We start from the raw sequence: 26978 nt of genomic DNA, 5'->3' as shown, positions 1-26978 counted from the left end.
GTGGGAAATGGCCTATGGGAAATGGTCTATGGGAAATGGCCTGTGGGAGCAAGGCTTGCCTGCGATTGCATCGCCTCGGTCTACCAGATGCACCGAGGTGTCTGTATCGCGGGCAAGCCTTGCTCCCACAGATTTGCTCTCACAGATCTACCCCTACAAATTTGCTCCCACAGATCTGCCCTGGCACAGATCATCGGCATCAGGACCCAGCGGAGGTTGCATAAGTAGTGATGGACCTGTTTCGAAGCGCCCCGATTGCCCAACCATTGGCCGCCCGCTTGCGCGCGACCAACCTGGATGAGTACGTCGGTCAGGAGCACGTGCTCGCCCGCGGCAAGCCCCTGCGCGAAGCGCTGGAGCAGGGCGCGCTGCATTCGATGATCTTCTGGGGCCCGCCGGGAGTGGGCAAGACCACCCTGGCGCGGCTGCTGGCGGAAGTCTCGGATGCCCACTTCGAAACGGTGTCGGCGGTGCTGGCCGGGGTCAAGGAAATCCGCCAGGCGGTGGAAGTGGCCAAGCAGCAGGCCGGACAGTACGGCAAGCGCACCATCCTGTTTGTCGATGAAGTGCACCGTTTCAACAAATCGCAGCAGGACGCGTTCCTGCCCTACGTCGAAGACGGGACGCTGATCTTCATCGGTGCGACCACTGAAAATCCTTCGTTCGAACTCAATAACGCCTTGCTGTCGCGGGCGCGGGTCTATGTGCTCAAGAGCCTCGACGAAGCGGCGATGCGCAAGCTGGTGCACCGGGCGCTGACCGAGGAGCGCGGCCTGGGCAAGCGGCATTTGAGCCTCAGCGATGAAGGCTTCCAGATCCTGTTTTCAGCCGCCGATGGCGATGGCCGACGCTTGCTCAACCTGCTGGAAAACGCCTCGGACCTGGCCGAAGACGACAGCGAGATCGGCGTCGAGCTGCTACAAAGCCTGCTGGGCGATACCCGGCGCCGCTTCGACAAGGGCGGCGAGGCGTTCTACGACCAGATTTCGGCGCTGCACAAATCCATACGCGGTTCCAACCCCGACGCCGCCTTGTACTGGTTTGCGCGCATGATCGACGGCGGCTGCGATCCGCTGTACCTGGCGCGGCGCGTGGTGCGCATGGCCAGCGAAGACATCGGCAATGCCGACCCGCGGGCCCTGAGCCTGTGCCTGGCGGCCTGGGACGTGCAGGAGCGCCTCGGCAGCCCGGAAGGCGAGCTTGCCGTGGCCCAGGCGATCACCTACCTGGCTTGCGCGCCGAAAAGCAACGCCGTGTACATGGGCTTCAAGGCGGCGATGCGCAGCGCCGCCGAGCACGGTTCCCTCGAGGTGCCGCTGCACCTGCGCAACGCGCCGACCAAGCTCATGAAGCAGCTGGGCTACGGCGAAGAATACCGTTACGCCCATGATGAGCCGGACGCCTATGCCGCCGGTGAAGACTATTTTCCCGAAGAACTCGAACCCCAGCGCTTCTATCAGCCGGTGCCCCGTGGCCTGGAGCTGAAGATCGGCGAGAAGCTCAACCACTTGGCGCAATTGGACCGCTTGAGTCCACGGCAGCGGAGAAAACCTTGATCCCCTTGATTCTTGCAGTTTGCGCCGGTGGTGCGGCCGGCACGCTGTTGCGTTTTGCCACCGGCAACTGGATCAACGCAAATTGGCCACGGCACTTCTATACCGCGACGCTGGCCGTTAATATCGTGGGCTGTCTGCTGATCGGTGTTCTATACGGTCTGTTTTTGATACGCCCGGAAGTGCCCATCGAGGTGCGTGCGGGGCTGATCGTCGGCTTTCTTGGCGGCCTGACGACCTTTTCATCCTTTTCACTGGATACGGTGCGCCTGCTGGAAAGCGGGCAAGTGCTGCTGGCCCTGGGCTATGCGGCCATCAGCGTATTCGGCGGGCTGCTCGCTACCTGGGCTGGCCTGTCCTTGACCAAACTTTGATAACGAGAGACCGACATGCTCGATTCCAAACTGTTACGTAGCAACCTTCAGGACGTAGCGGACCGCCTGGCTTCCCGTGGCTTTGCCCTGGACGTCGCGCGGATCGAAGCGCTGGAAGAACAGCGCAAGACCGTCCAGACCCGCACCGAAGCCCTGCAGGCTGAACGTAACGCGCGCTCCAAGTCCATCGGCCAGGCCAAGCAGCGCGGTGAAGACATCGCGCCGCTGATGGCCGATGTCGAGCGCATGGCGGGCGAATTGAGCGCCGGCAAGGTCGAGCTGGACGCGATCCAGACCGAGCTGGATTCGATCCTGCTGGGCATTCCGAACCTGCCTCACGAGTCGGTACCGGTCGGTGAAGACGAAGAGGGCAACGTCGAAGTGCGCCGTTGGGGCACGCCCAAAGCCTTCGATTTCCCAGTGCAGGACCACGTGGCCCTGGGCGAGAAATTCGGCTGGCTGGATTTCGAAACCGCCGCCAAGCTGTCGGGCGCCCGTTTTGCCTTGCTGCGTGGGCCGATTGCCCGTCTGCACCGGGCCCTGGCACAGTTCATGATCAACCTGCATGTCACCGAGCACGGCTACGAAGAAGCCTACACGCCGTACCTGGTCCAGGCACCGGCCCTGCAAGGCACCGGCCAGTTGCCGAAGTTCGAGGAAGACCTGTTCAAGATCAGCCGCGAAGGCGAGGCTGACCTGTACCTGATCCCGACTGCCGAGGTGTCGCTGACCAACATCGTCGCCGGCGAAATCGTCGATGCCAAGCAACTGCCGATCAAATTCGTCTCCCACACGCCGTGCTTCCGCAGTGAAGCCGGGGCGTCGGGCCGTGACACCCGCGGCATGATCCGCCAACACCAGTTCGACAAGGTCGAGATGGTCCAGGTCGTCGAGCCTTCGAAGTCCATGGAAGCCTTGGAAAGCCTGACCGCCAACGCCGAGAAAGTCCTGCAACTGCTGGAGCTGCCGTATCGCACCCTGGCGCTGTGCACCGGTGACATGGGCTTTAGTGCGGTCAAGACCTACGACCTGGAAGTCTGGATCCCGAGCCAGGACAAGTACCGCGAGATTTCTTCGTGCTCCAACTGCGGTGACTTCCAGGCGCGTCGCATGCAGGCGCGCTTCCGCAACCCGGAAACCGGCAAGCCGGAACTGGTCCACACCCTCAATGGCTCCGGCCTGGCGGTGGGTCGTACCCTGGTGGCCGTGCTGGAAAACTACCAGCAGGCCGACGGTTCGATCCGTGTGCCCGAGGTGTTGAAACCCTACATGGGCGGCATCGAGGTCATCGGCTAAATGGACTATTTGCCACTGTTCCACAACCTGCGCGGCAGCCGCGTGCTGGTGGTTGGCGGCGGGGAGATTGCCTTGCGCAAGTCCCGCCTGCTGGCCGACGCCGGCGCGTTGCTGCGGGTGGTCGCACCCGACATCGAACCGCAGTTGCGGGAACTGGTCAGTGGCAGCGGCGGTGAGTGTGTCGAGCGCGGTTACCTTGAGACGGATCTGGACGGTTGCGGGCTGATCATTGCCGCCACCGATGACGAACCACTCAATGCTCAGGTCTCGGCCGACGCTCATAAGCGTTGCGTGCCGGTCAACGTGGTGGACGCGCCGGCCCTGTGCAGCGTGATCTTTCCGGCGATTGTCGACCGCTCACCCTTGGTGATCGCAGTGTCCAGCGGCGGCGACGCGCCGGTGCTGGCGCGGCTGATCCGGGCCAAGCTGGAAACCTGGATTCCTTCGACCTACGGGCAACTGGCCGGGCTGGCGGCGCGTTTTCGCAGCCAGGTCAAAGGCTTGTTTCCCGATGTCCAGCAACGACGGGCGTTCTGGGAAGAAGTGTTCCAGGGCCCTATCGCCGACCGTCAACTGGCCGGGCAGGGTGCTGAAGCGGAGCGCCTGCTGCGGGAAAAGATCGACGGCCAGGCGCCGAACGCGCCGGGCGAAGTCTATCTGGTGGGGGCCGGGCCAGGCGATCCGGACCTGCTGACCTTCCGTGCCTTGCGCTTGATGCAGCAGGCAGACGTGGTGCTGTACGACCGCCTGGTGGCACCGGCAATCCTGGAACTGTGCCGGCGCGACGCCGAACGCATCTACGTCGGCAAGCGCCGCTCCGAACACGCCGTGCCCCAGGACCAGATCAACCAGCAATTGGTGGACCTGGCCCGACAAGGCAAGCGTGTGGTGCGGTTGAAGGGCGGCGATCCGTTCATCTTCGGTCGCGGCGGTGAGGAGATTGAAGAACTGGCGGCCCATGGCATCCCGTTCCAGGTCGTCCCGGGCATCACCGCGGCCAGTGGGTGCGCGGCCTACGCCGGGATCCCGCTGACCCATCGCGACTATGCCCAATCGGTGCGCTTCATCACCGGCCATCTCAAGGACGGCACCAGCGACTTGCCGTGGGCCGACCTGGTCTCTCCGGCCCAGACGCTGGTGTTCTACATGGGCTTGGTCGGCCTGCCGATGATCTGCAACGAGCTGATCAAGCACGGCCGTGGGGCGGATACGCCAGCTGCGCTGATCCAGCAGGGCACGACGTCCAACCAGCGGGTCTTTACCGGCACTTTGGCGGACTTGCCACGGCTGGTGGCCGAGCACGAAGTTCACGCGCCGACGTTGGTGATTGTCGGGGAAGTGGTGCAACTGCGCGAGAAACTGGCGTGGTTTGAAGGGGCGCAGGGGCAGGTCTGAAGACCGCATCACGCCCAATCGCGAGCAAGCTCGTTCCCACAGTGGACCATGTTTGAAGACAGTCCAATGTGGGAGCGAGCTTGCTCGCGATGGTCCCTCAAATACAGCGAAAACCCAGGATCAATCCCCAGCCCCACGCCAAATCCCTTTCCCACTCAACCTTTCCCGATCATGGGCGACCGTAAAGTCCTGCCTCGGTCCCTTGGGCACGATCCCATTGGGGTTGATGGTCTTGTGGCTGCCGTAGTAGTGGCCCTGGATGTGGGTGAAATCCACGGTCTCGGCAATGCCCGGCCATTGGTACAACTCCCGCAGCCAGTTCGACAGGTTCGGATAGTCGGCGATGCGCCGCAGGTTGCACTTGAAGTGGCCGAAGTACACCGCGTCAAAGCGGATGATGGTGGTGAACAGGCGGATGTCGGCCTCGGTCAGGTGTTCGCCCGCCAGGTAACGGCGGCTTGCCAGCAACGTCTCCAGCCAATCCAGTTCGGCAAATAGCCGGTCGAAGGCTTCTTCGTACGCGGCTTGGGTCGTGGCGAATCCGGCACGGTACACACCGTTGTTCACTGCCGGGTAGATCCGCTCGTTCAAGGCGTCGATCTCGCGGCGCAGGTGTTCGGGATACAGGTCCAGGTCGTTGCCGGTCAAGCCGTCGAAGGCGCTATTGAACATGCGGATGATTTCCGCCGATTCGTTGTTGACGATGCGTTGTTGCTGTTTGTCCCACAGCGCCGGGACAGTGACGCGGCCGGTGTAGTCCGGCGTGTCGGCGGTGTAGCGCTGATGCAGGAAGCTCAGGTTGTCGAGTTTGTCGCCTGTCGAGCCGTGGGCCTTGTCGAAGGTCCAACCGTTTTCCAGCATCAGGTAGCTGACCACCGACACATCGATCAAGTCTTCCAGGCCCTTGAGCTTGCGCAAGATCAGCGTGCGGTGCGCCCAGGGGCAGGCCAGGGAGACATACAAATGGTAGCGCCCGGCCTCGGCGGCAAAGCCGCTCTCACCCGAAGGGCCGGCGCTGCCGTCGGCAGTGACCCAATGACGACGTTGCGCCTGTTCGCGCTGGAACGTGCCGTCCTTGCTTTCATACCACTGGTCCTGCCAGCGGCCCTCGACTAACAAACCCATCTCGATCTCCTCGGCCAATAAACGTTGGAGGCGAGTCTATTCCGATAGGTTCGAAGAAAAAGCGCAAAGGTTGGGCGCTAATGATCGGTTAAATCGAACGGTCCCGGGCATCCCAATACTGCCGGGCTTTGTCGAACGCTTCTTCGCGCGCCAGACCCAGGCCACGCAAGGCCAGGGCCATGGTGGCGATCAGGGCCAATTGCGGGTAGCTGTCCTCGACGTCACCACGCCAGATCGCCTTCAAGTGCTCGGGGTCGAGGCTCTCCGGTTTGACGTGGCGCTGCTCGGCCAGTCGCGGCCATTCTTCGTCCCAGCTGACGCCGCCAGTAGTGCCGTACAGGTGGCTGTCGGCGTCCGGGTTGATCTCGATCTCACCGCCGTCACCCTTGATCACGATGGCGGTATCACCGAGCAAGCCGCTGGCGTCGCGATGCACGGCCTGGTAGCCCGGGTGGAAAATGCTTTGCAAGCCGCAACGGGCCGCCAGTGGGTTGAGGATGCGTGCCAGGGAATGGATCGGCGAGCGCAGGCCCAAGATGTTGCGCAGGTCGATCATCCGCTGCATTTGCGGCGCCCAATCCACCAGCGGCATGAAGGCCAGGCCGCCGTTGTCCAGCGCGCTGCCGACCTGCTGCCAATCCCGGCACAGTGGGATCTGCAGCAAACCCAGCAATTGTTCGGTGTAGAGCCGACCTGCCGTGTGAGCGCCGCCGCCATGCATGAAGATCCGCACGCCGTTCTGCCCAAGGCATTTGGCTGCCAGCAGGTACCACGGCAAATGGCGTTTCTTGCCGGCGTAGGTCGGCCAATCGAGGTCCACCGCCAACGCCGGGACCACCAGGCGCTCACGCAGTGCTTCGGTGAAGCCGGCCATCTCCTCGGCACTTTCTTCCTTGTGTCGCAGCAGCATGAGGAAGGCACCAAGCTGGGTGTCCTCGACCTTTTCGTCGAGCACCAGGCCCATGGCTTGGCGGGCCTCTTCGCGGGTCAGGTTGCGGGCGCCGCGCTTGCCTTTGCCAAGGATGCGCACGAACTGGGCGAACGGGTGTTCGGCCGGGGTCTCGAGGGTCAGCGCTGGGAAGTCGGTCATAAGCAATTCGTCGGTTTGGGCAGGCCCGCCAGCTTGGCGGCGAGTTTGGCGGGAGTGCCTTTGAACAATCGGTTCAGGTGCAGGCTGTTGCCTTTGTCCGCGCCCAGTTTCAGTGCCGTGTACTTGATCAACGGCCGGGTCGCGGGGGAGAGCTGGAATTCGTTGTAGAAGCCGCGCAGCAGTTCGAGGATCTCCCAGTGCTCGGGGCCCAACTCGATGTCTTCGGCGGTTGCCAGGGCCGTGGCGACCTCCGCCGACCAGTCGTCAAGGTCGGCCAGGTAACCGTCCTTGTCCAGCGCGATGGCGCGGTCGCCCACGTTCAGCGTCTTCATAGCCAGGTGTTGACCTTGTCGTGCTCGATCGACAGCTCGACGAAACCTGAGTAGTTGATGGCTTCGGCCCAGTCTGGCGTGTCCAGGGCGCGGGCCTGGAGGTCTTCGGCGAGCACGAACAGGTTCACGCCGGCGGCCTGCAGCAGGTCAAACGGCGGGCTGCCCGGTTGCAACGCGTACGTCGCGTCGCCGCACAGCAGCAGCGCATCCTGATTGCCCAGTACCCGCAGGCAACTGGCGAGGCGGTTATCGCCGAAGGGCGAATGAGACAACACATGCAAAGTCGACATCAGAGGGTGATCACCTGGTCGTAACGATCAATGAGCGCGGCGATTTGCGGCGCGGTCAGTGCTTTCACGTCGCCCAGCGCCAGGGTATCGGTGGCGATACCCCGTTCGGCGGCGCTGTTGGCGCAGAAAAACAGGTCCTCGACGCCGAACATCGGCAACGCCTGCAGGTTGGCGCTCAGGTCCTTTTGCTGGACCGCCTTGGCGTTTTGGCCGGCCTTGAGCTGGAACACCCCATCGTCGAGAAACAGCAGGCCGATGGGCAGGTCGAACGCACCGCCGGCCAGGGCGATGTCCAGCGCTTCACGGGCGCCGGGGCCGGACCATGGGGCCTGGCGGCTGATGAGCAATAAAGACTTGGCCATCACGCGCCTCCAAAGCAGATCAAACGGTCGGCGTCCTGGATGGCATCGTGCAACTGGCCCAGCCCGGACAAGGCCCAGGGCGCCTCGACACTGGCCGCCGAACGCTGGTAGCGCTGGGCTTCTTCCTCGTTCAACACCCCACGGCGCAACGCCGCCGCGATGCAGACCACGCCGTCGAGCTGGTTATCTCTGACAAAGGTTCGCCACTGCTGGGGCAGGTCCTGTTCGTCCTGGGGCGTGACGACACTGGCACAGGCGTTATAGACGCCGTCCTGATAGAAAAACAGCCGCACGATCTCATGCCCACCCGCCAGCGCAGCCTGGGCAAACAGCAAGGCACGGCGCGAGGAGGGCGCATGGGCGGCGGAAAACAGCGCGATGGCGAACTTCATGACAGACCCGATCAGCAAAACTGCGGCCATGATAAAGCTTTATGGGCGGTGGGGCGATTGCCAGCAAAGGCGCAGAAAGCCTGTTTGGATCAGGGGCGTTGAAAGATTGCTCCTGCTCGATTGCATTGTAGAGCTGTCGAGCGAAGCGAGGCTGCGATCTTTTGATCTTCGCTTGAGATTCAACTGCCGGGGGAAAGATCGCAGCCTCGCTTCACTCGGCAGCTCCTACAGGCCCGGCGGGAGCAATTGCTGGCCACGGGTTAGTCCTGGGGCTTGAGGCCATGCAACTGGCAATACTCTGCCCATTCCATCCCCGCCATCTCCGCCACTTCCCTGTGCACCTCCAGGCGTTGGGCCTGGTAGTCCTGGGGCGAGGCGGCGGTCAGTTGCAGGGTCAGTTCCCAGGCAAACAGGCCCAGGCGCTCGGCCTCGGCTTCGAAGGCTTCATGCAACCGCTCGGCGCGATACTGCGCGGCGGTCTCGCCCTTGGCCTGGGCCAGCAGCGGGTTGAGGTGGTCCAACTCGACGCGCAGCTCGGGGCGCTCGTCGAGGAATTTTTCCAGGGCTCGTTCGTGTTGCTGTTCGGTTGCCGCCATGGTCACTCCTTGGGGGATGCAGATTGTTTCTTGCTGGCCTTGGCCGCAGCCGCCAGGCATTCGAGGGCGAACTGTTCGGTGTAGGTCATCTGGATTGGCGTGGTTTCGCCCTTGACGGTGCGTTCGCCGTCGAGGATGTAGCGAATCCGCTTGTCGGTGACGCCGATGCGCTTGGCGATCCAGGACGGTGTCTGGCCGATCTGGCTGATCAGTTTGTCGGCGTATTCGGCGGTGGGTTTGTAGAATTCAGCGTTGGGGGTCATGGGGTGTTCCGCGTGGCTGGTGGCAATGGCGCGACAGGGTGCGCGAATCGCAGGCCGATGTCCCGTGTAAATTTCAGTAAAGCAGCACGAAGGCCCGGGTCGCAGTGCTACAGTCCGTTTTTTTCTTGATGAGTGAACGCAATGCGAATGTTGACCGTGGCCCTGGCCGCAACCTTGCTGGCCGGCTGCGCGGGTTCGGCGATGAAAGAGGCCCGGACCCAGGCCCCTTACAAGATTCTGACCTCGGACAAACCCGAGCAGGTCGTGGCCCAGTGCGTGCAGTTCTCCTGGCAGGACGAAGCGGTGTTCGGTGTCGATGCCGCGGCCTACCTGCAACCGGGCAAGCAAGGCGGCTTGACGGTCTACACCCGCTCTGCCGAATCGTTTGTCGATGTGCAAACCGGTGCTACGGGTACGACGTTGAACTATTACGCCAAGCATGACGACTTCGTGGCCAAGCGCCGGTTGGCGGCGTTGGCGACGTGTCTTTAAGCAACTCGAACTGAAAACCGGATCGAGTGTGGGAGCGAGCAAGCCCGCTCCCGCAGGATCAGTATTTCAATGGGTCTGAATCAGGCGCTTCTGGAGGAAGAAGTGCTGGTGGCCTGGCGGGTAGTCGTCCATCTGGCCGATTTGCGTGAAGCCGTGTTTGCGGTAGAACTCCGGCGCCTGGAAGTCGAAGGTTTCCAGCCAGATGCCCACGCAGTTTTTCTCCCGGGCCAGTTCTTCGGCCATCTGCATCAGGGTCGAGCCGGTGCCCTGGCCCCTGGCCTGTTCCGGCACCACCAGCAGCTCGATATACAGCCAGCGGAAAAACACCCGGCCGTAGAGCCCCCCGACAATTTCGTCCTGTTCGTCCCGCACCAGCCAGGCCACCAGTTCAGGTGCACTTCCACCGGTCTGGGCCGTGTTATAGGCGCGTAGCGGGGCGAGGATGGCCTGGCGTTCCTGGTCGGTGGGCGTGTCGGTGCGTTCGATTCGTAGCGTCATCGGCGATGTCCTTATTCAGTCAAGATGAACCGCAGGAGCCTATCTCAAAGGCTGCCGTGGCGTCACCCGGTGGGTGAGGGATACAGGCGCATTACGCAAACCAAGCCATACTGAAATGTCCTGATGCGCTCCCTATCCTTAAAACAAGAAGAGACCGACTCATGAAGTTCGAATCCTTAGCCCGGACCCTCATCGCTACGTCATTGACCCTCGGTTGTTTATCGACGTACGCCGCTTCCCAGGCACCGGTGGCCGCCGAGAACGGTATGGTGGTCACCGCTCAGCACCTGGCGACCCACGTGGGCGTCGATGTGCTCAAGAACGGCGGCAATGCCGTGGATGCGGCGGTGGCGGTGGGGTATGCCCTGGCGGTGGTGTACCCGGCGGCGGGTAACCTGGGCGGGGGTGGGTTCATGACCCTCCAGTTGGCCGATGGCCGCAAGACGTTCCTGGATTTCCGCGAAAAAGCCCCCCTGGGCGCCACCGCCAACATGTACCTGGACAAGGACGGCAACGTCGTCCCCGACCTCAGCACCCGTGGACACCTGGCCGTGGGCGTGCCCGGCACCGTCTCCGGCATGGAGTTGGCGTTGAAGAAGTACGGCAGTAAACCGCGGGCGGAATTGATCGCCCCGGCCATCAAGTTCGCCGAGGAAGGCTTTGCCCTGGAGCAGGGCGATGTCGATCTGCTGGAAACCGCCACCGATGTGTTCAAGAAGGACATGCGTGACTCCGGGGCGATCTTCCTGCACAACGGCGAGCCCATGCAGGTCGGCCAGAAGCTGGTGCAAAAAGACCTCGCCAAGACCCTGCGGGAAATCTCCGCCAAGGGCGCCGACGGCTTCTACAAGGGCTGGGTCGCCGATGCGCTGGTCACCTCCAGCCAGGCCAACAAAGGCCTCATCACCCAGGCCGACCTGGACAAGTACAAGACCCGCGAGCTGGCCCCGGTGGAGTGCGACTACCGCGGCTACCACATCATCTCGGCGCCGCCGCCCAGTTCCGGCGGGGTGGTGCTGTGCCAGATCATGAACATCCTCGACGGTTATCCGATGAAGGACCTGGGGTTCCATTCGGCCCAGGGCATGCACTATCAGATCGAAGCCATGCGCCACGCCTACGTGGACCGCAACAGCTACCTGGGCGACCCGGACTTCGTGAAGAACCCCATCGACCATCTGCTGGATAAGAACTACGCCGCCAAACTGCGGGCCGCGATCGAACCGCAAAAGGCCGGCGACTCGCAGAAGATCAAGCCCGGCGTGGCGCCCCATGAGGGCAGCAACACCACCCATTACTCCATCGTCGATCAGTGGGGCAATGCCGTTTCGGTCACCTACACCCTGAACGACTGGTTCGGTGCTGGTGTGATGGCGAGCAAGACCGGGGTAATGCTCAACGATGAAATGGACGACTTCACCGCCAAGGTCGGCGTGCCCAACATGTATGGCCTGGTGCAGGGCGAAGCCAATGCCATCGCGCCGGGCAAGGCACCGCTGTCATCCATGAGCCCGACCATTGTCACCAAGGACGGCAAGACGGTCATGGTGGTGGGCACCCCGGGTGGCAGCCGGATCATCACCGCGACGTTGCTGACTATCCTCAATGTGATCGACTACGGCATGAACCTCCAGGAAGCGGTCGATGCGCCGCGTTTCCACCAGCAGTGGATGCCGGAGCAAACCAACCTGGAGACGTTCGCGGCCAGCCCGGATACCCGCAAACTGCTGGAAAGCTGGGGGCACAAGTTTGCCGGTCCGCAGGACCCCAACCACATTGCCGCGATCCTGGTCGGTGCGCCGTCATTGGGTGGCAAGCCGGTGGGCAAGAACCGCTTTTACGGCGCCAACGATCCCCGTCGCAACACCGGGTTGTCGCTGGGTTATTAATCCCCTGCAGGCGCTGCCAAAGGCTGCGATCTTTCGGGCCGGGCAAAGATCGCAGTCTCGCTTCGCTCGACAGCTCCTACAGGTTTGAAGAGGGAAGGTCATGAACACCGCATTGCTGATCATCGATGTCCAGAACGCGCTGTGCTCAGGTGAAGAGGAGTGCTTCGACAGCCAGCGCGTCATCCGGACCATCAACGACCTGGCGGCCAAAATCCGGGCCCTCGGCTTGACGGTGATCCTGATCCAGCACGAAGAGTTGGAAGGCTCGCTGACGTATGGTTCTGCCGCCTGGCAACTGGCCGCCGACCTGGTGACCGCTGCCAATGACCTGCGGGTGCGCAAGACCACCGCCGATGCCTTCTACCAGACCGACCTGCAACCGTTGTTGCAGGCCCGAGGCATCGACCGCCTGGTGATCTGCGGGCTGCAAACCGACTATTGCGTCAACGCCACCGTGCGCCAGGCCCATGCCCTGGGGTACGACGTGGTTTTGGTGGCCGATGCCCACTCCACCGTGGATAACGGCAGCATGGCGGCCGAGCAGATCATCGCCAACCACAACAACCGATTGGGACGGCTGAGCAGTGCGGTATCGCGGATCGATGTGGTGCCGGCTGCCGACATCCACCTCTGACCCTAAAACCCATGACAACTGACCCTCTGATCACCGCAGCGGCGCGAGCACTGGCAGCGGGGGATCCTGTCGCTGCGCTCAATCGCGTCGCGCTGCGCAACGATGCCCCCGCCGTCGCGCTTCGCGGCATTGCCATGGCGCAGTTGGGGGATCTGGTTCGGGCCAGGGCCCTGATGCGTCGGGCGGGTGCGACCTTCGGGTCCAAGGAGGCCGTGGCACGGGCGCGCTGTGTGGTCGCCGAAGGCGAAATCGCCCTGGCGTCCCGTGACCTGGCTTGGCCGATGAAGCGCCTCGACGCCGCGCGGGCGGTGCTCGAAACCCACGGTGACCGGGCCAACGTCGCGCATGCCCACACGATCGAAATCCGCCGCCTGCTGTTGATCGGTCGACTCGACGAGGCCGAACGCAGGCTCGTTGACCTGGACCTTGCCTGCCTGCCCTTGGCATCACGAGCGGCTTGCGAGTTGGTGGCGGCGGGAATCGCCATGCGGCGCCTGCAAACGCAGACCGCCCGCGCCGCCCTCGAACGGGCCGGGCACGCCGCACGGCAAGCGGGCATCGGCGCGCTGAGCGCCGAAATTGAAAGCGCCTGGCGGCTACTGCACGTACCCGCCGCGCGCCTGATCGCCCGCGGCGAAGAGCGCTTGCTCGTGCTCGAAGAGGTGCAAGTGCTGTTGGCTGGGTCGGCGCTGGTGGTGGACGCGTGTCGCTATGGAATCAGCGGCGCTGGCATCCAGGTCAGCCTTGCCCGGCGCCCGGTGCTGTTCGCCCTGGCGCGTGGGTTGGCGCAAGGCTGGCCTGGCGATGTGTCGAGGGAAGCGCTCATGGCCCAGGCCTTCGGCTTGAAGCTGACGGATGAATCTCATCGCGCCCGGCTGCGGGTCGAGATGGGACGGTTGCGGGCGACGCTGCGTCCGTTGGCTGACGTGAGGGCAACCCCGCGCGGTTTTACCCTGGTGCCGCGACAAGCCGACGAGGTCGTGGTGCTGGCGCGAGTTGTCGAGGAGCCTTATGGGGCGGTGCTGGCATTGCTGGCCGACGGTGAAGCCTGGTCCAGTTCAGCCCTGGCGCTGGCCCTGGACATCAGTCAGCGTAGCGTGCAGCGGGCCTTGGAAACGCTGGCCGCCGCCGGCAAGGCGCAGTCGTTCGGACGCGCCAGGGCCCGTCGCTGGATGGCGCCCCCGATGCCCGGATTCGCGACGGTATTGTTACTCACCGCGCTGCCATCCGAGGATTAGGCTGCAGTCACACCCCACTGATGAGGCGAGTGAGATGAAACGTTCAGAGGCACAGATCCTGCGTGAATACGGTCCTTTCCCGGGCGTCGATTGCGTGCACGGCGTGAGCCATGACGGCGAGCGCGTCTGGTTCGCTTCAGGCGACAAGTTGCATGCCCTCGATCCCTCCAGCGGCCAGCCCGTGCATTCGCTCGATATCCCGGCAAATGCGGGCACGGCGTTCGACGGTGAGCATTTATTCCAGATCGCCGGCGACAGCATCCGCAAGATCGATCCACGCACCGGTCAGGTATTGGCGACCATTCCGGCCCCCAACAGCGGTGATGATTCCGGTCTGGCGTGGGCCGAAGGATCGCTCTGGGTCGGTCAGTACAAGGCACGCAAGATCCTGCAGATCGATCCGGTCGACGGAAGGGTGCTGCGCACCATCGAATCCAACCGCTTTGTCACGGGCGTGACCTGGGTCGATGGCGAGCTTTGGCACGGCACCTGGGAAAATGACGAGAGTGACCTGCGGCGTATCGATCCGCAAACGGCGCAAGTGCTGGAAAGCGTGGCGATGCCGCCTGGTATCGGCGTGTCGGGGCTGGAGTCCGACGGCGCCGAGCGGTTTTTCTGTGGCGGCGGTGGCAGTGGCAAGGTGAGGGCGGTGCGTCGGCCGGCGCAATGAGCTGGGCCCCGTAGGCACTGTGTAGGAGCTGTCGAGCGGAGCGAGGCTGCGATCTTTCCACTGACAATTGAGTCAAAAGCGAAAGACCAAGATCAAAAGATCGTCCGAACGCGGCCCGAGCCTTCGCCAGCTCCTACAGAATCCAGCGGGAGCAAGCGCCCTCGCCACAACAGCGGATGGCTCAGCGCTGGGAATGGTGTTTCACGGCGCACCAAGCACCATCGTCCAGTACACCCCCGCATCACTGCGCGAATCGCTGGCGGAAGCTGCGCCCATCTGGGTGAACATCGGGTTCATCAGGTTGGCGCAGTGCCCCGGGCTGGCCAGCCAGTCGTGCATGGCCTGGCTCGGCGAGCGTTGTCCGGCGGCGATGTTCTCGCCCAATTTACGTCCGCGAAAACCGGCGCGCTTGGCCCGATCGGAAGTGGAGCGACCGTCCGGGTCGCGATGGGCGAAATAATTGTCGCGGGCCATCGACCGGCTGTGGCCTTGGGCGGCCGTTCCCAACGCGGCGTTCCAGCTCAGTGGCCGGGCCGCCGCGAAGCGCTGGCGCCCGCACATCCGTGGCTTGGCCCTGGCGGCGTTGACCTGGGCCAGCAGCGTCTTGTCCGCCGCACCCGCATCACTTATCCGCGTGCCACCCATGGGCTGCGCCAGCACCACACGCCACTCATCACCGACCCGATTGACACCAATGTCGGCGTACTGGTTGTCCAGCAACGCGGCGCAATGTTCGTCTGTCAGCATGTCGAAGGCTTCTTCGGCGTTTCGCGCATCGGTCAGGCGGATGCTGCGCACGGCCCGGGCTTGATAGCCGGCGTCTTTCAAGGTTTCCCGCAGGCCACCGCGAAAGCCGATCGGCAAGCCCAGGCTCGAACGCAGCACCAGCGGCTGGGTGGCACGCACCGTGCGCCATTCGCAACGGCGCGACTGGCTACGGAAATCATTGATGGCGTCCACCAGTTGCCTTTCGCCGCGGGCGTGGGCGGGGCTGGCAAATAGAGAAAACAGGACAAGCAAGCACAGCGAAACGAAACGGCAAGAGCGTACAGGGTGGCGCATGGGGCGAACGGCTCAAGGAAGGAGAGGTGCTTTAGCGCCAGGCTTGGCGCCGATCAGTTGGAAAACCCGTCGCTGCAGGTCGGCGGGGTTTTCACGGCTGGGGTAGGACTGTGGGTTTTGAAACAAGTTTCCGGAGGACGAAGACTATCTGTGGGCTGGCGCAACACATTGTGGCGGGGGATTTAGCCAAACGTCGCCCCACCCTGTAGGAGCTGGCGAAGCCTGCGATCCTTTGATCGTTCGCTTGCGACTCAATTGTCAGGGACAAGATCGCAGCCTCGCTGCACTCGACAGCCCCTACGCTAGCCCAGCGGGGCGCCAGTTCAATTCGCCGCTTCAGCCACAGGCACCTTGACCCGTTCAACCTTGCGATAGGTCAGCAACACGATGCCCGTCACCACAATCGCGCCGCCCATCACCTGGCCCGGGTTGAGCATCTGGTCCAGCACCAGCCAGCCGATCAGCAGCGTGGCCAGCGGTTCGATGTTCATCACCGGGGCGTTGCGCGGCATGTCCAGGCGCGGCACCGAAATGAACAGCACAGTGAACCCGGTGCCATAGAGCACCACCAGGGTCGCCAGGGCGAACCAACCGGTGCTGCTGGCCGGCAGGTCGAAACCGCCGGGCAGGGCACCGGTGAGACCGGCAAGGTTGACGCTGCTGAAGACGATGAAGATCGTCAGCAGGCTGCGGACCGAGCCGCGCACCTGGGACAACTTGTGATCGGTGATCCACAGTGCGCAGGCAAAGGCGCAAGCAGCGCAAAAGGCCAGGCCCACCCCCAGCAGCCATTGCGGGCCAACGCTCTGTGCGGACGATAACCGCGCCGGCACTTCCAGCACGAACACCAGGCCCACCAGGATCATGCCCATCAACGCGGCAGTGCGCGCCGTCGGGCGTGGCCCGCCCAGCGCCCAGGTCAGCAAGGCCAGCAGGATCGGAAACACATTGCCCACCAACAGCGCCAACGCCACGGGTACCCGGGCTACGGCGGAGTACAGGCACAGGCTCTGGGCGCCGATCAACAGCCCCAGCGCCAATTGCCAGCGCCACGCACCGGGCGGCAGGCGCAAGCTCTGCCGCTGCCAGAGCACCATCGCCGCCAACACCAGCAGCGTCCCGCCCGAGCGCAGCAAGATCGCCAGCAGCACACCGGCACCGTCATCGAACGCGGCCCGCGCGGCGACGTGGTTGCCGGCGAAGGCACAGCCCATGCACAGCAGGATAAGCACGGCGAGGTGGCGGGGTAACGGCGCGGTGGTAGCAGGTGTGACAGTGGAACGGGTCATGGCAGGTGTCTCGAAGGCGGCCGCCAAGGCAAAAGGCCTCGGATCAGCTATTTTTTAGTTATAGGTTGTCGTACGACTGTAAGGTTTTTACCTCATGGGTTGCAAGGGCGAGGTTCGCAGGCCTGTGCGCTCTGGTGCATGGGTGCGGTCGCCTCGCAAGATCTGCACATTGCGCACATTGTCCGGTGCTTTGCTGTACAACAAACCTGACCGCTGTGTCGTTCACAGCCTTGCCCTTCTTGCGGAAAAACTCATGCGCCTGGCCGATTTCATCCTCGACAATATCGAGCCGATTCTTCAGGCGTGGGAAGACTTCGCCAAAACCATCACCCCCGCGTCCATTGGCATGGATTCCGTAGCCCTGCGCGACCATGCCGAGCAAATGCTGCGCACCATCGCTACTGACCTGCGCACCTCGCAAACGCGCAGGGAGCAAATCGCCAAGTCCCATGGCGAGGCCCCGCCGGCCGATGCCGAAACCGCCGCCGAAACCCATGCGGTCATCCGTCAGTTCTCGGGTTTTACCTTGGAACAAATGGTTTCCGAGTACCGGGCCCTGCGCACCAGCGTGCTCATGCTCTGGATGCCGCACACGCAGTTGGACCACAAACAGGTCATGGACGATCTGATTCGATTCAACGAAGCCGTGGACCAGGCCTTGGCCGAGTCCGTCGTCAGTTACTCGGGGGCGGTGGATGCGTCGCGCAACATCTTTCTCGGGATTCTGGGGCATGACCTGCGCAGCCCCTTGGGCGCGATCCTGCTGAGTTCCGAAGTGCTGCTGCGGGCGGGGGACCTGCCCGCCAAAGCCACCAAGATCACTTCGCGTATCTACACCAGCGTCAAGCGGGCCAACAAAATCGTCGGCGATCTGCTGGACTTCACCCGCACTCAACTTGGCTCGGGCATTCCGGTGCAGCGCTTCAACGGCGATCTGGTGGCCGCCTGCGAAGGCATGGTGGAGGAGGCGCGGGCCTATCACCCTGAAAGCGAAATCCGCTTTGAGACGACCGGTGCCCTGGAGGGCGTATTCGATCCGGCCCGCATGGAGCAAGTATTCGCCAACCTGATTGGCAATGCGGTCCAGCATGGCGCCGAAGGCACGCCAGTGACTGTTTCGTTGAGCGTTGAAAAGGATATGGCCGTGATTGCGATCAACAACCAGGGCAAGCCTATCGAGAAGGAGGCCATTGCCAGTGTCTTCAACCCGATGATCCGGCATCTGCGCGGCGGTGAGATGCAGTACGGTGCCAAGGCCGGTCTCGGACTGGGCCTGCACATCGCCTCGGCGATCGTATCGGCCCATCAGGGCACCATCGAGGTTCACTCGAAGGCACGAGTCGGCACGACCTTTACCGTTCGTATACCGCTGAACCCCGCCTGACCGACTGTCTACAAGAGCAGGGTTATATGCTTGTACGATGTCTTATCACGTAGTAAAACTGTCGTCCCGTCCAATAATAATTAACGGAGACGCACGATGGATGCTTCGCAATCTGCACCCGCCGCCGATCAGGGCCGCCGGGTCTTCCTGAAACGGTCGCTGGTGGTCTCGGCCGCTGCGGCCGCCCTTGGCAACCTGCCAGGGCTCGCCCAGGCCGAACCCTTGAGCCAGCGTTACCCAGACCCGCTGATCAACATCCTTGACCCCAGCTTCATGGACCTGCGCATCTTCAACGCCAGCGTGGAGAAACTTGCCACCGGCCTGCGCTGGGCGGAAGGGCCGGTATGGGTCGGCGACGGTCGTTACCTGCTGGTCAGCGACATTCCCAACAACCGCATCGTGCGCTGGGATGAAATCACCGGTGGCCTGTCGGTCTACCGCGAAAATTCCAACTTCTCCAACGGCATGTGCCGCGATCGCCAGGGCCGGCTGCTGGTGTGCGAAGGCTCCACCACTTCCAGCGAAGGCCGGCGCATCACCCGCACCGAGCACAACGGCACTCTCACCGTGCTGGCGGACAGTTTCGAGGGCAAGCCTTTCAACTCGCCCAATGACATCGTCTGCAAGCGGGACGGTTCGGTCTGGTTCACCGACCCACCGTTCCAGACCGGCAACAACTACGAAGGGCACAAAGTCACGCCTGTCCAGCCTCATGCGGTGTATCGCATCGACGGCGAAACCGGCAAGGTCAGCCGGGTGATCGACGACCTGGCGGGGCCGAACGGGTTGTGCTTTTCCCCGGACGAGAAGACCCTCTACGTGGTCGAAGGCCGAGCCAAGCCCAACCGCTTGATCTGGGCCATTGCCGTCAAGGACAACGGCACGCTGGGCGAGCGACGCAAGCACATCGAAGGCCTGGATTACGCGGCGATCGATGGGATCAAATGCGATGAAAGCGGCAACCTCTGGTGCGGTTGGGGCGGCAATGGCGACCCCAAGGCCGACCTGGAAAAACTCGACGGCGTGCGGGTGTTCAACCCTGAAGGCAAGGCCATCGGGCATATCTCCCTGCCGGAACGCTGCCCCAACGTCTGCTTCGGCGGGCGAGAAGGCAATCGGTTGTTCATGGCCGGCAGCCATTCCTTGTATTCGCTGTTCGTGAATACCCGGGGGGCGACGTTCGCCTGATTGAACGGTTCTCCATTGTGGCCAGCAATTGTTCCTGCTGGGCTCTGTAGGAGCTGTCGAAGCCTGCGATCTTTCGATCTTGATCTTTCACTTGAGATTCAAGTGTCTGGGGAAAGATCGCAGCCTCGTTGCACTCGACAGCTCCTACACGGCTCCTACAGGGCGCGTGTCAGCAGGAGCAATCGCTGGCCGCGGATGTCCTGTGTTTTCTGATAGGTTCAGGATTGTCCGCAACTCCACAGCTCTACGGTCGGCTGGCCCTCTGTCGGCGGTCCCAACCAGAAACTCATCGGCCGACAACGGCCATCGAAACACAATTGATAGTCGCCGGCCTGCGGCGTGCGGCCCAGTTTCAGTGGTTGCAGGGGCGGCATCTGGCGTTGGTAGTGCCAGCTGCCATTTTTCAGTAGGGCGCCTTCAGGTATCTCCATGCCCGCACCATTGCCTTTGACCCTGGCTTCACCCAGGACCAGCCCCGGTGCGGTCACACGATAGTCTTCCTCCCAGCGGATCTTCTCGATGGTGTGGTTCCACGCCAGCGTGAAATTGGCAACGGGAAGCTGTGCCCAGGCCACCCCGGCCAGACCCAGGCACAAACCGATCACGCCAAGGCCCGCCCGGCACGCCGCGAGCGCCAGATGTGCTGGAAGATCATGAGCCCGGCCAGCACGAAACCGATCTCATCGGTCAGCGGCAGGGCCACCACCAGCAACGCGCCGGCCGCAAAACACAGCAGGCGTTCCCAGGCCGGCATCTTCTGTTGCAGATAGCCGGTGGACGCCATGCCCCAAAGCCCGACGGCCAACATCGTCTTGATCAGCATGTACGCCGTCATCCACAGGTTGTCACCCTGGAGCATCAGGGCCGGGTTATAGACCGCCATGAATGGAACGACGAAGCCGGCGAGGGCGATGCGCACCGCCCAGAAGCTGATCTTCAGGCCGCTTTCCCGGGCAATGGGCGCAGCGGCGAAACAGGCCAGCGCCACCGGCGGTGTCAGGTCGGCAAGGATGCCGAAATAGAACACGAACATATGCGACACGATCAGCGGCACGCCCAGTTCCAGCAGGGCGGGGGCGGCGATCGAGCTGGTGATGATGTAGTTGGGAATGGTCGGGATGCCCATGCCCAGGACCAGGCAGGTGAGCATGGTGAGGATCAGCGACAGCAGCAGGTTGTCGCGACCGATGGCCAGGATGTAGCCGGCAAAAGTGGAAGCTACGCCGGTCAGCGAGACCACTGCGATGATGCTGCCCACCAAGGCGCAGGCGATCCCCACCGGAACGGCATGACGCGCGCCGTCCACCAGGGCATGCAGGCAGATGATGAGGGTCTCCCGCGTGCCTTTCATGAACCAGCAGGCCACCACCAGCACGGCAATCACCGCAAACACGACACCGATGCCCAGCCGGAAAAAGCCGACGCAAAGCACGCCCAGCGCGATCCAGAAAGCACAGCGCAAAGCGTAGTTCGAGACCTTGAGAATGATCGCCGAGCCGAGAATCACGATGGCTGTCAACGCCAGGCCCACCATGCCGGAAAACAGCGGTGTGCGTCCGGAAAACAGCAGGTAGACCAGCACCGCGAGCGGGATCAGCAGGTACCAGCTTTCCTTGACCGCGCTCCAGGCGCTGGGGCACTGGTCCTTGGGCAAGCCCTTGAGGTCGGAGCGTTTGGCTTCCAGGTGAACCATCCAGAACACCGAGCCGAAATACAGGCAGGCGGGTATCAGCGCAGCCTTGGCGATTTCAACGAACGGTACATTGATGGTTTCGGCCATGATGAAGGCCACCGCGCCCATCACCGGCGGCATGAGCTGGCTGCCCATGCTGGAAGTCGCCTCCACACCGCCGGCAAACGCGGCCCTGTAGCCGAAGCGCTTCATCAGCGGGATGGTGAACTGCCCGGTGGTAACGACGTTGGCGATGCCCGAACCGGTGATGGTGCCCATCAGCGCCGATGACACCACAGACACTTTCGCCGGGCCGCCCAGCTTGTGACCGAACAGGCCCATGGCGAAGTCGGTGAACAGCTTGATCATGCCGGCCTTTTCCAGGAAGGCGCCGAACAGGATGAACAGGAAGATGTAAGTAGCCGACACATAGGTTGGCGTGCCGTACAAGCCTTCGGTGCCGAACGACAGTTGGTTGATGATTTGATCGACGCCATAGCCGCGATGGGCCAAATCGCCCGGCAGATATTCGCCAAACAGGCCATAGGCCAGGAACAGGCCGCAAATGATCGGCAGCGCAATGCCCATCACTCGCCGCGCGGCTTCGAATACCAGCACGACCAGGACCACGCCGATGATCATGTCGGCGGTGGTCAGGTCGCCGGAGCGCTGGATCAGGTCGGCCTCGAACACCCATTGATAAAGGGCCGTCGCCACGCCCGCCAGGCTCAAGACCCAAGCCAGGGGTTGCCAGGGACGCTGCTTGCCATAGGCCGGGTAGCTGAGGAACACCACCCACAGCAGGAAGCCGACATGCACCGCCCGCAGCACGATGCTGGAGACCGGAGAAAACGCGGCGGTGACGATCTGAAATACTGAAAACAGCAAGGCCACGAAGAACAGTGTCTTGGGCCAGTCCCGCGGGTCCGTGGCGATGCCGTGCTGGTCTTCACTCATGAGGTACCTGCCTTCTGTTCACATTCAAGGGGCAAAACATGACGCATCAACGGTGCCGGGCGCCGTTGATGCGTAGGGGGGCTACAGCGCGCCCACTTCCTTGTAGTAGCGCTCGGCACCGGGGTGCAGCGCGATGGGCAGGTTCTTCGCGGCGTTTTTCAGGGTGATGTCCTTGGCCGCCGAATGGGAGGTACCCAGGCGAGTGAGGTTCTCGAAGAGCAGCTTGGTCATCTGGTACGCCACCTCATCCGGCACACCCTCGCGAGTGACCAGAATGTTGGTGATGGCCACGGTCGGTACGGCATCGGTCTGGCCGTCATAGGTGTTGGCCGGAATCATCGCGCTTTGGTAGGCCGGGTTACCGATCTTCTCCACCACATCGGTGGGCACCGACACATAGTTCAACGCCATGGTCGAGGCCAGGTCACGAATGGCCGCCATCCCCAGGCCGGAGGACTGCAGCGTGGCGTCCAGTTGGCGGTTCTTGATCAAGTCCACCGACTCGGCGAACGGCAAGTACTGGACGTTCATGTCCTGATAGGTCAGCCCCGCAGCCTTGAAGATCGCCCGGGCATTGAGTTCGGTGCCGGATTTCGCCGCGCCGACGGAAACGGTCTTGCCCTTGAGGTCTGCCAGGGTCTTGATGCCGGACTCCTTGCTGGCAACGATCTGGATGTAATTGGGGTAGGTGCCGGCGATGGCGCGCAGCTTGGTCAACGGTGCCTTGAAACCGGCGTCTTCCACGCCGTTCTTGGCGTCCGCCACCGAGTCGCCCAGGGCCAGGGCCAGTTCCCCACGCCCGGCTTGCAGCAGATTGAGGTTTTCCACCGAGGCCTTGGTGGCCTGCACCGACGTCTTGGCGTCCTGGATGCCACTGCTGTAGATCTGCGACAGCCCGACTCCGATCGGGTAATAAACCCCACTGGTGCCCCCCGTCAGGATGTTGATATACACCGGGGCTGCGTGGGCCGCAGTGGTGACCGCCAAGGCTGCCGCGGCGGCCAGGAGGGTGAAGCGCTTGTTGACTCGCATGGGAACTCTCCGTCTTGTTATGGCTGTATGCAGAGTCTTTCCACTGTAGTCGAAAGGAGAGTCGAGGCGCCATAGACGCTTTTGTGACGAGCAAGCTTGCTCCCGCTGGGCTCTGTAGGCGCTGGCGAAGGCTCGGGCCGCGTTCGGACGATCTTTTGATCTTGATCTTTCGCTTTTGACTCAATTGTCAGTGGAAAGATCGCAGCCTCGCTCCGCTCGACAGCTCCTACATAGCCCCTACATAGCTCCTACATAGCTCCTACAGGGCGCGCCCCAGCGGGAGCAAGCTCCCTCGCCACGGGTTCCCACTCACTGTCTGGCCCTAGGCGCCGTACTGCCACGCACCGTCAACTCAAATGGCAACACCACATGCTGTTCGGCAATCGGCTTTTTCTCGATCAGGGCAATCAGCATCTCTACCGCTTTTTGCCCAAAGATTTCGGCAGGTTGCGCAATGGTGGTCAGGGGCGGGTCGCAATAGGCGGCGAACGGGATGTCATCAAAACCCACCAGGGAAATGTCCTCGGGCACCCGCAGGCCCATTTGCTTGATGCGCCTGAGCGCGCCGATGGCCATCTCGTCGTTTTCACAGAACAGCGCACTGGGACGGTCGGCCCGTTCCAGCATCGCGGCGGCGCCGTCGTCACCGGCCTTCAAGGTGAAGTCGCCATGGCAGATCAGGCTTGGGTCGACGGCGATACCAGCCTGGTGCAGGGCATCCTGGTAGCCGGCCACGCGATCCAGGGTCAGGGGGCTGCTGCGTGGCCCCTTGATGATGCCGATGCGGCGATGACCGAGGCCGATCAGGTGCTCGGTCATGGCCTGGGCGGCGGCGCGGTTGTCGAGGCTGATGGTCGGGTAGGGCGCGTTCCTGACCACTTCGCAGGCGTTGACCAGCGGCAGGCTCTCAGCGCCTGCGGGCATTGATTCGAAAGGATCGCTGGCGCGCAACTGGATCACCCCGTCGGCCTGGTGGGCGTAGACCAGCGCGGCGAACTCGCGCTCGATTTGCACCTGGCCCTGGGTGTCGCACAGCAGCAAACGATAGCCCGCCGCCTGCGCGGCCTGCTGCGCGCCGCTGATGACCCGGGCGAAGAACGTATTGGCGATGGTCGGCACCAGGATCACCAGGTTGCCGGTGCGGCGGGAGCGAAACTGCACGGCCATCAGATTGGGTCGATAGCCGGCCTGTTCCACCGCCGCGTTGACCTTGTCCCGCGTCTGGGGAAGCACCCGTTCGGGCGATTTCAGCGTTCTGGACACCGTGGCCACCGAAACACCGGCCAGCCGGGCCACTTCACGAATGTTGGACAAAATCACCTCACGGGGCAGGGGCTACGGTTGGGGAGCTTACCGCAGGTTGAGCGCCCCACAAATGTTCATGCGTGAGCGCATGGGGTTTGACACGCAGGAAAACTGAGCCTAGATTTTCGCCATGATGTAACCGGTTACATCAACATTCTGACAGGAAGACAATCGCGATGAATCCTGTAGCACCGAAAATAAGAATGGGCTTCGTCGGCGGTGGAGAGGGCGCGTTCATCGGCCAGGCCCACCGTCAGGCCGCGGGCCTGGATGGCGGTTTCGAACTGGTGTGCGGCGCGTTCAGCCGCGACCCGCACAACGCCCGGCAAACCGGTGCGGCCTTGGGCCTGACGGCGTCGCGTTGTTACCACGACTGGCAGCAGATGCTCGACAGCGAAGCGCTGCTGCCGCTGGATCAGTGCATGGAACTGCTGGTGATCGTCACGCCCAATCACCTCCATGCACCCATTGCCAGCCAGGCGCTGAAAGCCGGTTTCCATGTGTTCAGCGAGAAACCCGCCGCCCTGGACCTCAACGAGTTGCTGGCCCTGCGGGAAGTGCTGCAAGGCAGCCGTTGCCTCTACGGCCTGGCCCACACCTACCTGGGCTATCCCATGGTTTGGCAGGCCCGGGAGATGGTGCGTTCGGGCGAGATTGGCCAGGTGCGCAAAGTGCTGGTCGAGTACCCCCAAGGCTGGCTCAGCCAGGATGTCGCCGCCCAGGGCAATAAACAGGCCGAGTGGCGCGACGACCCCTCGCAGTCCGGCCTGGGCGGTTGCATCGGCGACATTGGCACCCACGCGTTTTCCCTGGCCGAGTTCGTTGCAGACCAGCCTATCCAACAGCTATGCGCCACTTTGGGCACGCACATCCCGGGCCGGCAATTGGATGACGACGCCGCGATGCTGTTCAAGATGGCGGGCGGTGCCAGCGGTGTGTTGATCGCAAGCCAGGTCTGCACCGGCGAAGAGAACCCGCTGAAGATTCGCGTCTATGGCGACAAGGGCGCCTTGGAGTGGCGCCAGGAAGAACCGGCGAGCCTGATCCATCGCGCCGTTGACCAGCCCCTGCGCATCTTGCGTAGCGGTGTCGGCCAACCGTGGCTGTGCGCGGCGGCCACCCGGCGCATGCGCCTGCCGGCCGGGCATCCCGAAGGCTACCTGGAGGCCATGGCTAACCTCTACGGCGATTTCGCCCAGGCCATTCGCAGCCATGTCGAAGGCCCTGACGCCCCCGGCGTGCCCGGCATCGAGACCGGTTTGCGCGGCATGGCATTCATCGAGGCCGCCATCCTCAACCACCGTGGCGACGCGAAATGGACCGCCGTGCAAACCGGAGCATCCCTGTTGTGAATACCCTCGACAAGACACCGAGCGGCCTGCGTGGCCCAGGCATTTTCCTGGCGCAGTTCATGTCTGCCGACGCGCCGTTCGACACCCTGGCCAACATCGCCCAGTGGGCGGCGTCGCAAGGCTACAAGGCCATTCAACTGCCGACGTCGGGCACCCAATACATTGACCTGGCCCGGGCCGCCGAGAGCCAGGATTATTGCGATGAACTCAAGGCCACTTGTGCCCAGGCCGGCGTCGAGATCAGCGAGCTGTCGACGCACCTGCAAGGCCAGTTGGTGGCGGTACACCCGGCGTTCGACGCGCTGTTCGACGACTTCGCCCCGGCGCATCTGCGCGGCCAGCCCCAGGCGCGGACCGAATGGGCTATAGAGCAACTCAAGCTGGCCGCCCGCGCCAGCCAGCGGTTGGGCCTCAAGGCCCATGCGACGTTTTCCGGTGCGCTGCTGTGGCCGTATTTCTACCCCTGGCCGCAGCGTCCGGCGGGCCTGGTGGAGCAGGGTTTCGCCGAGCTGGCCCGGCGCTGGTTGCCGATCCTCGACTGCTTCGACGCGGCCGGCGTGGACCTGTGCTACGAAATCCACCCCGGCGAAGACCTCCACGACGGGGCCTCTTTCGAGCGCTTCCTGGAGGCGGTCGATCATCACCCGCGGGCGGCGATTCTCTACGACCCCAGCCATCTGCTGCTGCAACAGATGGACTACCTGGGCTTCATCGACCGCTACCACGCGCGCATCCGCATGTTCCACGTCAAGGATGCCGAATTCCGCCCCGATGCCCGTTCCGGGGTGTACGGCGGTTACCAGGGCTGGGTCGATCGCCCCGGGCGGTTCCGGTCGTTGGGCGATGGCCAGATCGATTTCAAATCGATCTTCAGCAAACTGACCCAATACGATTTCAGCGGGTGGGCGGTTTTGGAATGGGAGTGCTGCCTGAAGGATTCGCAACAGGGCGCCGCAGAAGGGGCGGCGTTCATCCAGCGGCACATGATCAGCAGGACTCGCAAGGCGTTCGACGATTTTGCTGGTGTCACGGCGGATGAAGATTCCAATCGGCGGTTGCTGGGCTTGCCCCCAATGCCAATGACATAACCCTTGTGGCGAGGGAGCTTGCTCCCGCTGGGCCCTGTAGGAGCTGGCGAAGCCTGCGATCTTTTGATCTTGATCTTTCGCTCTCGACTCAATGGGCTGTGGAAAGATCGCAGCCTCGTTGCACTCGTCAGCTCCTACACAGCTCCTACAGAGCGCGTCC

At 63.1% G+C, this 26978-nt stretch carries 28 protein-coding genes; 13 read left to right on the top strand and 15 right to left on the bottom strand.

The window, feature by feature from the left end:
- Nucleotides 1-230: 230 nt before the first annotated feature.
- The 4 genes from GFU70_RS17440 to cysG are packed head-to-tail and all read left to right on the top strand — an operon-like array spanning nucleotide 231 to nucleotide 4618.
- The gene (locus GFU70_RS17440; RefSeq protein WP_058545308.1) at nucleotides 231-1556 is read left to right on the top strand and encodes a replication-associated recombination protein A; all 1326 of its coding nucleotides are present in this window, start codon (nucleotides 231-233) and stop codon (nucleotides 1554-1556) included.
- Nucleotides 1553-1927: a fluoride efflux transporter CrcB gene (crcB, locus tag GFU70_RS17435; RefSeq protein ID WP_058545309.1), complete on the top strand. Its 375-nt coding sequence runs from the start codon at nucleotides 1553-1555 to the stop codon at nucleotides 1925-1927. The genes GFU70_RS17440 and crcB overlap by 4 nt, the downstream gene beginning before the upstream one ends.
- 15 nt (nucleotides 1928-1942) lie before the next feature.
- A complete protein-coding gene (serS, locus tag GFU70_RS17430) occupies nucleotides 1943-3223 on the top strand; it encodes a serine--tRNA ligase (RefSeq protein ID WP_116641882.1) in 1281 nt (426 codons plus the stop codon).
- Nucleotides 3224-4618, top strand: coding sequence for a siroheme synthase CysG (cysG, locus tag GFU70_RS17425; protein ID WP_064106935.1), 1395 nt, complete (start codon nucleotides 3224-3226; stop codon nucleotides 4616-4618).
- Between the two features lie 120 nt (nucleotides 4619-4738).
- On the opposite strand, the gene GFU70_RS17420 is transcribed toward cysG, so the two are convergent.
- The 8 genes from GFU70_RS17420 to GFU70_RS17385 all read right to left on the bottom strand — a co-directional run bounded on the left by GFU70_RS17420 (nucleotide 4739) and on the right by GFU70_RS17385 (nucleotide 9068).
- The gene (locus GFU70_RS17420) at nucleotides 4739-5743 is read right to left on the bottom strand and encodes a glutathione S-transferase family protein (protein ID WP_153388500.1); all 1005 of its coding nucleotides are present in this window, start codon (nucleotides 5741-5743) and stop codon (nucleotides 4739-4741) included.
- A gap of 88 nt (nucleotides 5744-5831) precedes the next feature.
- Nucleotides 5832-6833 carry a glycosyl transferase family protein gene (locus GFU70_RS17415; protein WP_058545312.1) on the bottom strand — a complete coding sequence of 334 codons (1002 nt, stop codon included), beginning with the start codon at nucleotides 6831-6833 and terminating at the stop codon, nucleotides 5832-5834.
- On the bottom strand, nucleotides 6830-7165 hold the full coding sequence (locus GFU70_RS17410; protein ID WP_003203314.1) for a TusE/DsrC/DsvC family sulfur relay protein: 336 nt from the start codon (nucleotides 7163-7165) through the stop codon (nucleotides 6830-6832). Before GFU70_RS17410 ends, GFU70_RS17415 begins: the two co-directional genes overlap by 4 nt.
- Entirely contained in the window at nucleotides 7162-7455 is a 294-nt protein-coding gene (gene tusB / locus GFU70_RS17405; RefSeq protein WP_153388499.1) for a sulfurtransferase complex subunit TusB, read from the bottom strand. Before tusB ends, GFU70_RS17410 begins: the two co-directional genes overlap by 4 nt.
- Nucleotides 7455-7817 carry a sulfurtransferase complex subunit TusC gene (tusC, locus tag GFU70_RS17400; protein WP_058545314.1) on the bottom strand — a complete coding sequence of 121 codons (363 nt, stop codon included), beginning with the start codon at nucleotides 7815-7817 and terminating at the stop codon, nucleotides 7455-7457. Before tusC ends, tusB begins: the two co-directional genes overlap by 1 nt.
- Nucleotides 7817-8209, bottom strand: a complete 393-nt coding sequence (gene tusD, locus GFU70_RS17395) for a sulfurtransferase complex subunit TusD (protein ID WP_058545328.1) — start codon at nucleotides 8207-8209, stop codon at nucleotides 7817-7819. Before tusD ends, tusC begins: the two co-directional genes overlap by 1 nt.
- Nucleotides 8210-8469: 260 nt before the next feature.
- Nucleotides 8470-8805, bottom strand: coding sequence for a DUF6388 family protein (locus tag GFU70_RS17390; RefSeq protein ID WP_058545315.1), 336 nt, complete (start codon nucleotides 8803-8805; stop codon nucleotides 8470-8472).
- A gap of 2 nt (nucleotides 8806-8807) precedes the next feature.
- On the bottom strand, nucleotides 8808-9068 hold the full coding sequence (locus GFU70_RS17385) for a hypothetical protein (RefSeq protein WP_014337702.1): 261 nt from the start codon (nucleotides 9066-9068) through the stop codon (nucleotides 8808-8810).
- 141 nt (nucleotides 9069-9209) lie between these two features.
- Here GFU70_RS17385 and GFU70_RS17380 point away from each other — a divergent pair, with 141 nt between their 5' ends.
- Nucleotides 9210-9560, top strand: coding sequence for a hypothetical protein (locus tag GFU70_RS17380; protein ID WP_058545316.1), 351 nt, complete (start codon nucleotides 9210-9212; stop codon nucleotides 9558-9560).
- A gap of 66 nt (nucleotides 9561-9626) precedes the next feature.
- On the opposite strand, the gene GFU70_RS17375 is transcribed toward GFU70_RS17380, so the two are convergent.
- Nucleotides 9627-10058 carry a GNAT family N-acetyltransferase gene (locus tag GFU70_RS17375; RefSeq protein WP_153388498.1) on the bottom strand — a complete coding sequence of 144 codons (432 nt, stop codon included), beginning with the start codon at nucleotides 10056-10058 and terminating at the stop codon, nucleotides 9627-9629.
- 161 nt (nucleotides 10059-10219) lie between these two features.
- On the opposite strand from GFU70_RS17375, the gene ggt reads away from it, so the two are divergent.
- From ggt to GFU70_RS17355, 4 genes are all read left to right on the top strand, one after another.
- On the top strand, nucleotides 10220-11947 hold the full coding sequence (gene ggt / locus GFU70_RS17370) for a gamma-glutamyltransferase (protein ID WP_153388497.1): 1728 nt from the start codon (nucleotides 10220-10222) through the stop codon (nucleotides 11945-11947).
- A 100-nt stretch (nucleotides 11948-12047) separates the two neighbouring features.
- Nucleotides 12048-12581 (top strand): cysteine hydrolase family protein, encoded by a 534-nt coding sequence (locus tag GFU70_RS17365; protein WP_153388496.1) that lies wholly within the window; start codon nucleotides 12048-12050, stop codon nucleotides 12579-12581.
- Between the two features lie 11 nt (nucleotides 12582-12592).
- The gene (locus GFU70_RS17360; RefSeq protein ID WP_153388495.1) at nucleotides 12593-13819 is read left to right on the top strand and encodes a helix-turn-helix domain-containing protein; all 1227 of its coding nucleotides are present in this window, start codon (nucleotides 12593-12595) and stop codon (nucleotides 13817-13819) included.
- A 34-nt stretch (nucleotides 13820-13853) separates the two neighbouring features.
- Nucleotides 13854-14489 carry a DUF5074 domain-containing protein gene (locus GFU70_RS17355; protein ID WP_058545321.1) on the top strand — a complete coding sequence of 212 codons (636 nt, stop codon included), beginning with the start codon at nucleotides 13854-13856 and terminating at the stop codon, nucleotides 14487-14489.
- 201 nt (nucleotides 14490-14690) lie between these two features.
- Here the strand turns inward: GFU70_RS17355 and GFU70_RS17350 are convergent, their stop codons facing one another.
- Together GFU70_RS17350 and GFU70_RS17345 are read right to left on the bottom strand one after the other, a co-directional pair.
- A complete protein-coding gene (locus tag GFU70_RS17350; RefSeq protein WP_116641891.1) occupies nucleotides 14691-15551 on the bottom strand; it encodes a CAP domain-containing protein in 861 nt (286 codons plus the stop codon).
- Nucleotides 15552-15874: 323 nt separating this feature from the next.
- Nucleotides 15875-16840, bottom strand: a complete 966-nt coding sequence (locus tag GFU70_RS17345) for an EamA family transporter (RefSeq protein ID WP_058545323.1) — start codon at nucleotides 16838-16840, stop codon at nucleotides 15875-15877.
- Between the two features lie 253 nt (nucleotides 16841-17093).
- Here GFU70_RS17345 and GFU70_RS17340 point away from each other — a divergent pair, with 253 nt between their 5' ends.
- Nucleotides 17094-18224, top strand: a complete 1131-nt coding sequence (locus tag GFU70_RS17340) for a sensor histidine kinase (protein WP_116641892.1) — start codon at nucleotides 17094-17096, stop codon at nucleotides 18222-18224.
- Nucleotides 18225-18320: 96 nt separating this feature from the next.
- A complete protein-coding gene (locus GFU70_RS17335) occupies nucleotides 18321-19412 on the top strand; it encodes an SMP-30/gluconolactonase/LRE family protein (RefSeq protein WP_058545324.1) in 1092 nt (363 codons plus the stop codon).
- 218 nt (nucleotides 19413-19630) lie between these two features.
- Here the strand turns inward: GFU70_RS17335 and GFU70_RS17330 are convergent, their stop codons facing one another.
- The 4 genes from GFU70_RS17330 to GFU70_RS17315 all read right to left on the bottom strand — a co-directional run bounded on the left by GFU70_RS17330 (nucleotide 19631) and on the right by GFU70_RS17315 (nucleotide 24387).
- Nucleotides 19631-20017 carry a DUF1850 domain-containing protein gene (locus GFU70_RS17330; RefSeq protein WP_058545325.1) on the bottom strand — a complete coding sequence of 129 codons (387 nt, stop codon included), beginning with the start codon at nucleotides 20015-20017 and terminating at the stop codon, nucleotides 19631-19633.
- On the bottom strand, nucleotides 20014-22041 hold the full coding sequence (locus tag GFU70_RS17325) for a TRAP transporter permease (protein WP_058545326.1): 2028 nt from the start codon (nucleotides 22039-22041) through the stop codon (nucleotides 20014-20016). The genes GFU70_RS17330 and GFU70_RS17325 overlap by 4 nt, the downstream gene beginning before the upstream one ends.
- Before the next feature lie 81 nt (nucleotides 22042-22122).
- Nucleotides 22123-23073: a TAXI family TRAP transporter solute-binding subunit gene (locus tag GFU70_RS17320; RefSeq protein WP_058545327.1), complete on the bottom strand. Its 951-nt coding sequence runs from the start codon at nucleotides 23071-23073 to the stop codon at nucleotides 22123-22125.
- A gap of 309 nt (nucleotides 23074-23382) precedes the next feature.
- A complete protein-coding gene (locus GFU70_RS17315; protein WP_058546073.1) occupies nucleotides 23383-24387 on the bottom strand; it encodes a LacI family DNA-binding transcriptional regulator in 1005 nt (334 codons plus the stop codon).
- A gap of 167 nt (nucleotides 24388-24554) precedes the next feature.
- Here GFU70_RS17315 and GFU70_RS17310 point away from each other — a divergent pair, with 167 nt between their 5' ends.
- Nucleotides 24555-25730: a Gfo/Idh/MocA family protein gene (locus GFU70_RS17310; RefSeq protein WP_153388494.1), complete on the top strand. Its 1176-nt coding sequence runs from the start codon at nucleotides 24555-24557 to the stop codon at nucleotides 25728-25730.
- Entirely contained in the window at nucleotides 25694-26818 is a 1125-nt protein-coding gene (locus GFU70_RS17305) for a sugar phosphate isomerase/epimerase family protein (protein ID WP_153388493.1), read from the top strand. The genes GFU70_RS17310 and GFU70_RS17305 overlap by 37 nt, the downstream gene beginning before the upstream one ends.
- The last annotated feature ends 160 nt before the right edge of the window (nucleotides 26819-26978 follow it).

The organism is Pseudomonas brassicacearum, from assembly GCF_009601685.2.
GTDB classification, from domain to species: domain Bacteria; phylum Pseudomonadota; class Gammaproteobacteria; order Pseudomonadales; family Pseudomonadaceae; genus Aquipseudomonas; species Aquipseudomonas kilonensis_B.
The sequence above is the reverse complement of the archived record's forward strand: the minus strand, read 5'-3'. Positions and strand labels throughout refer to the sequence as shown.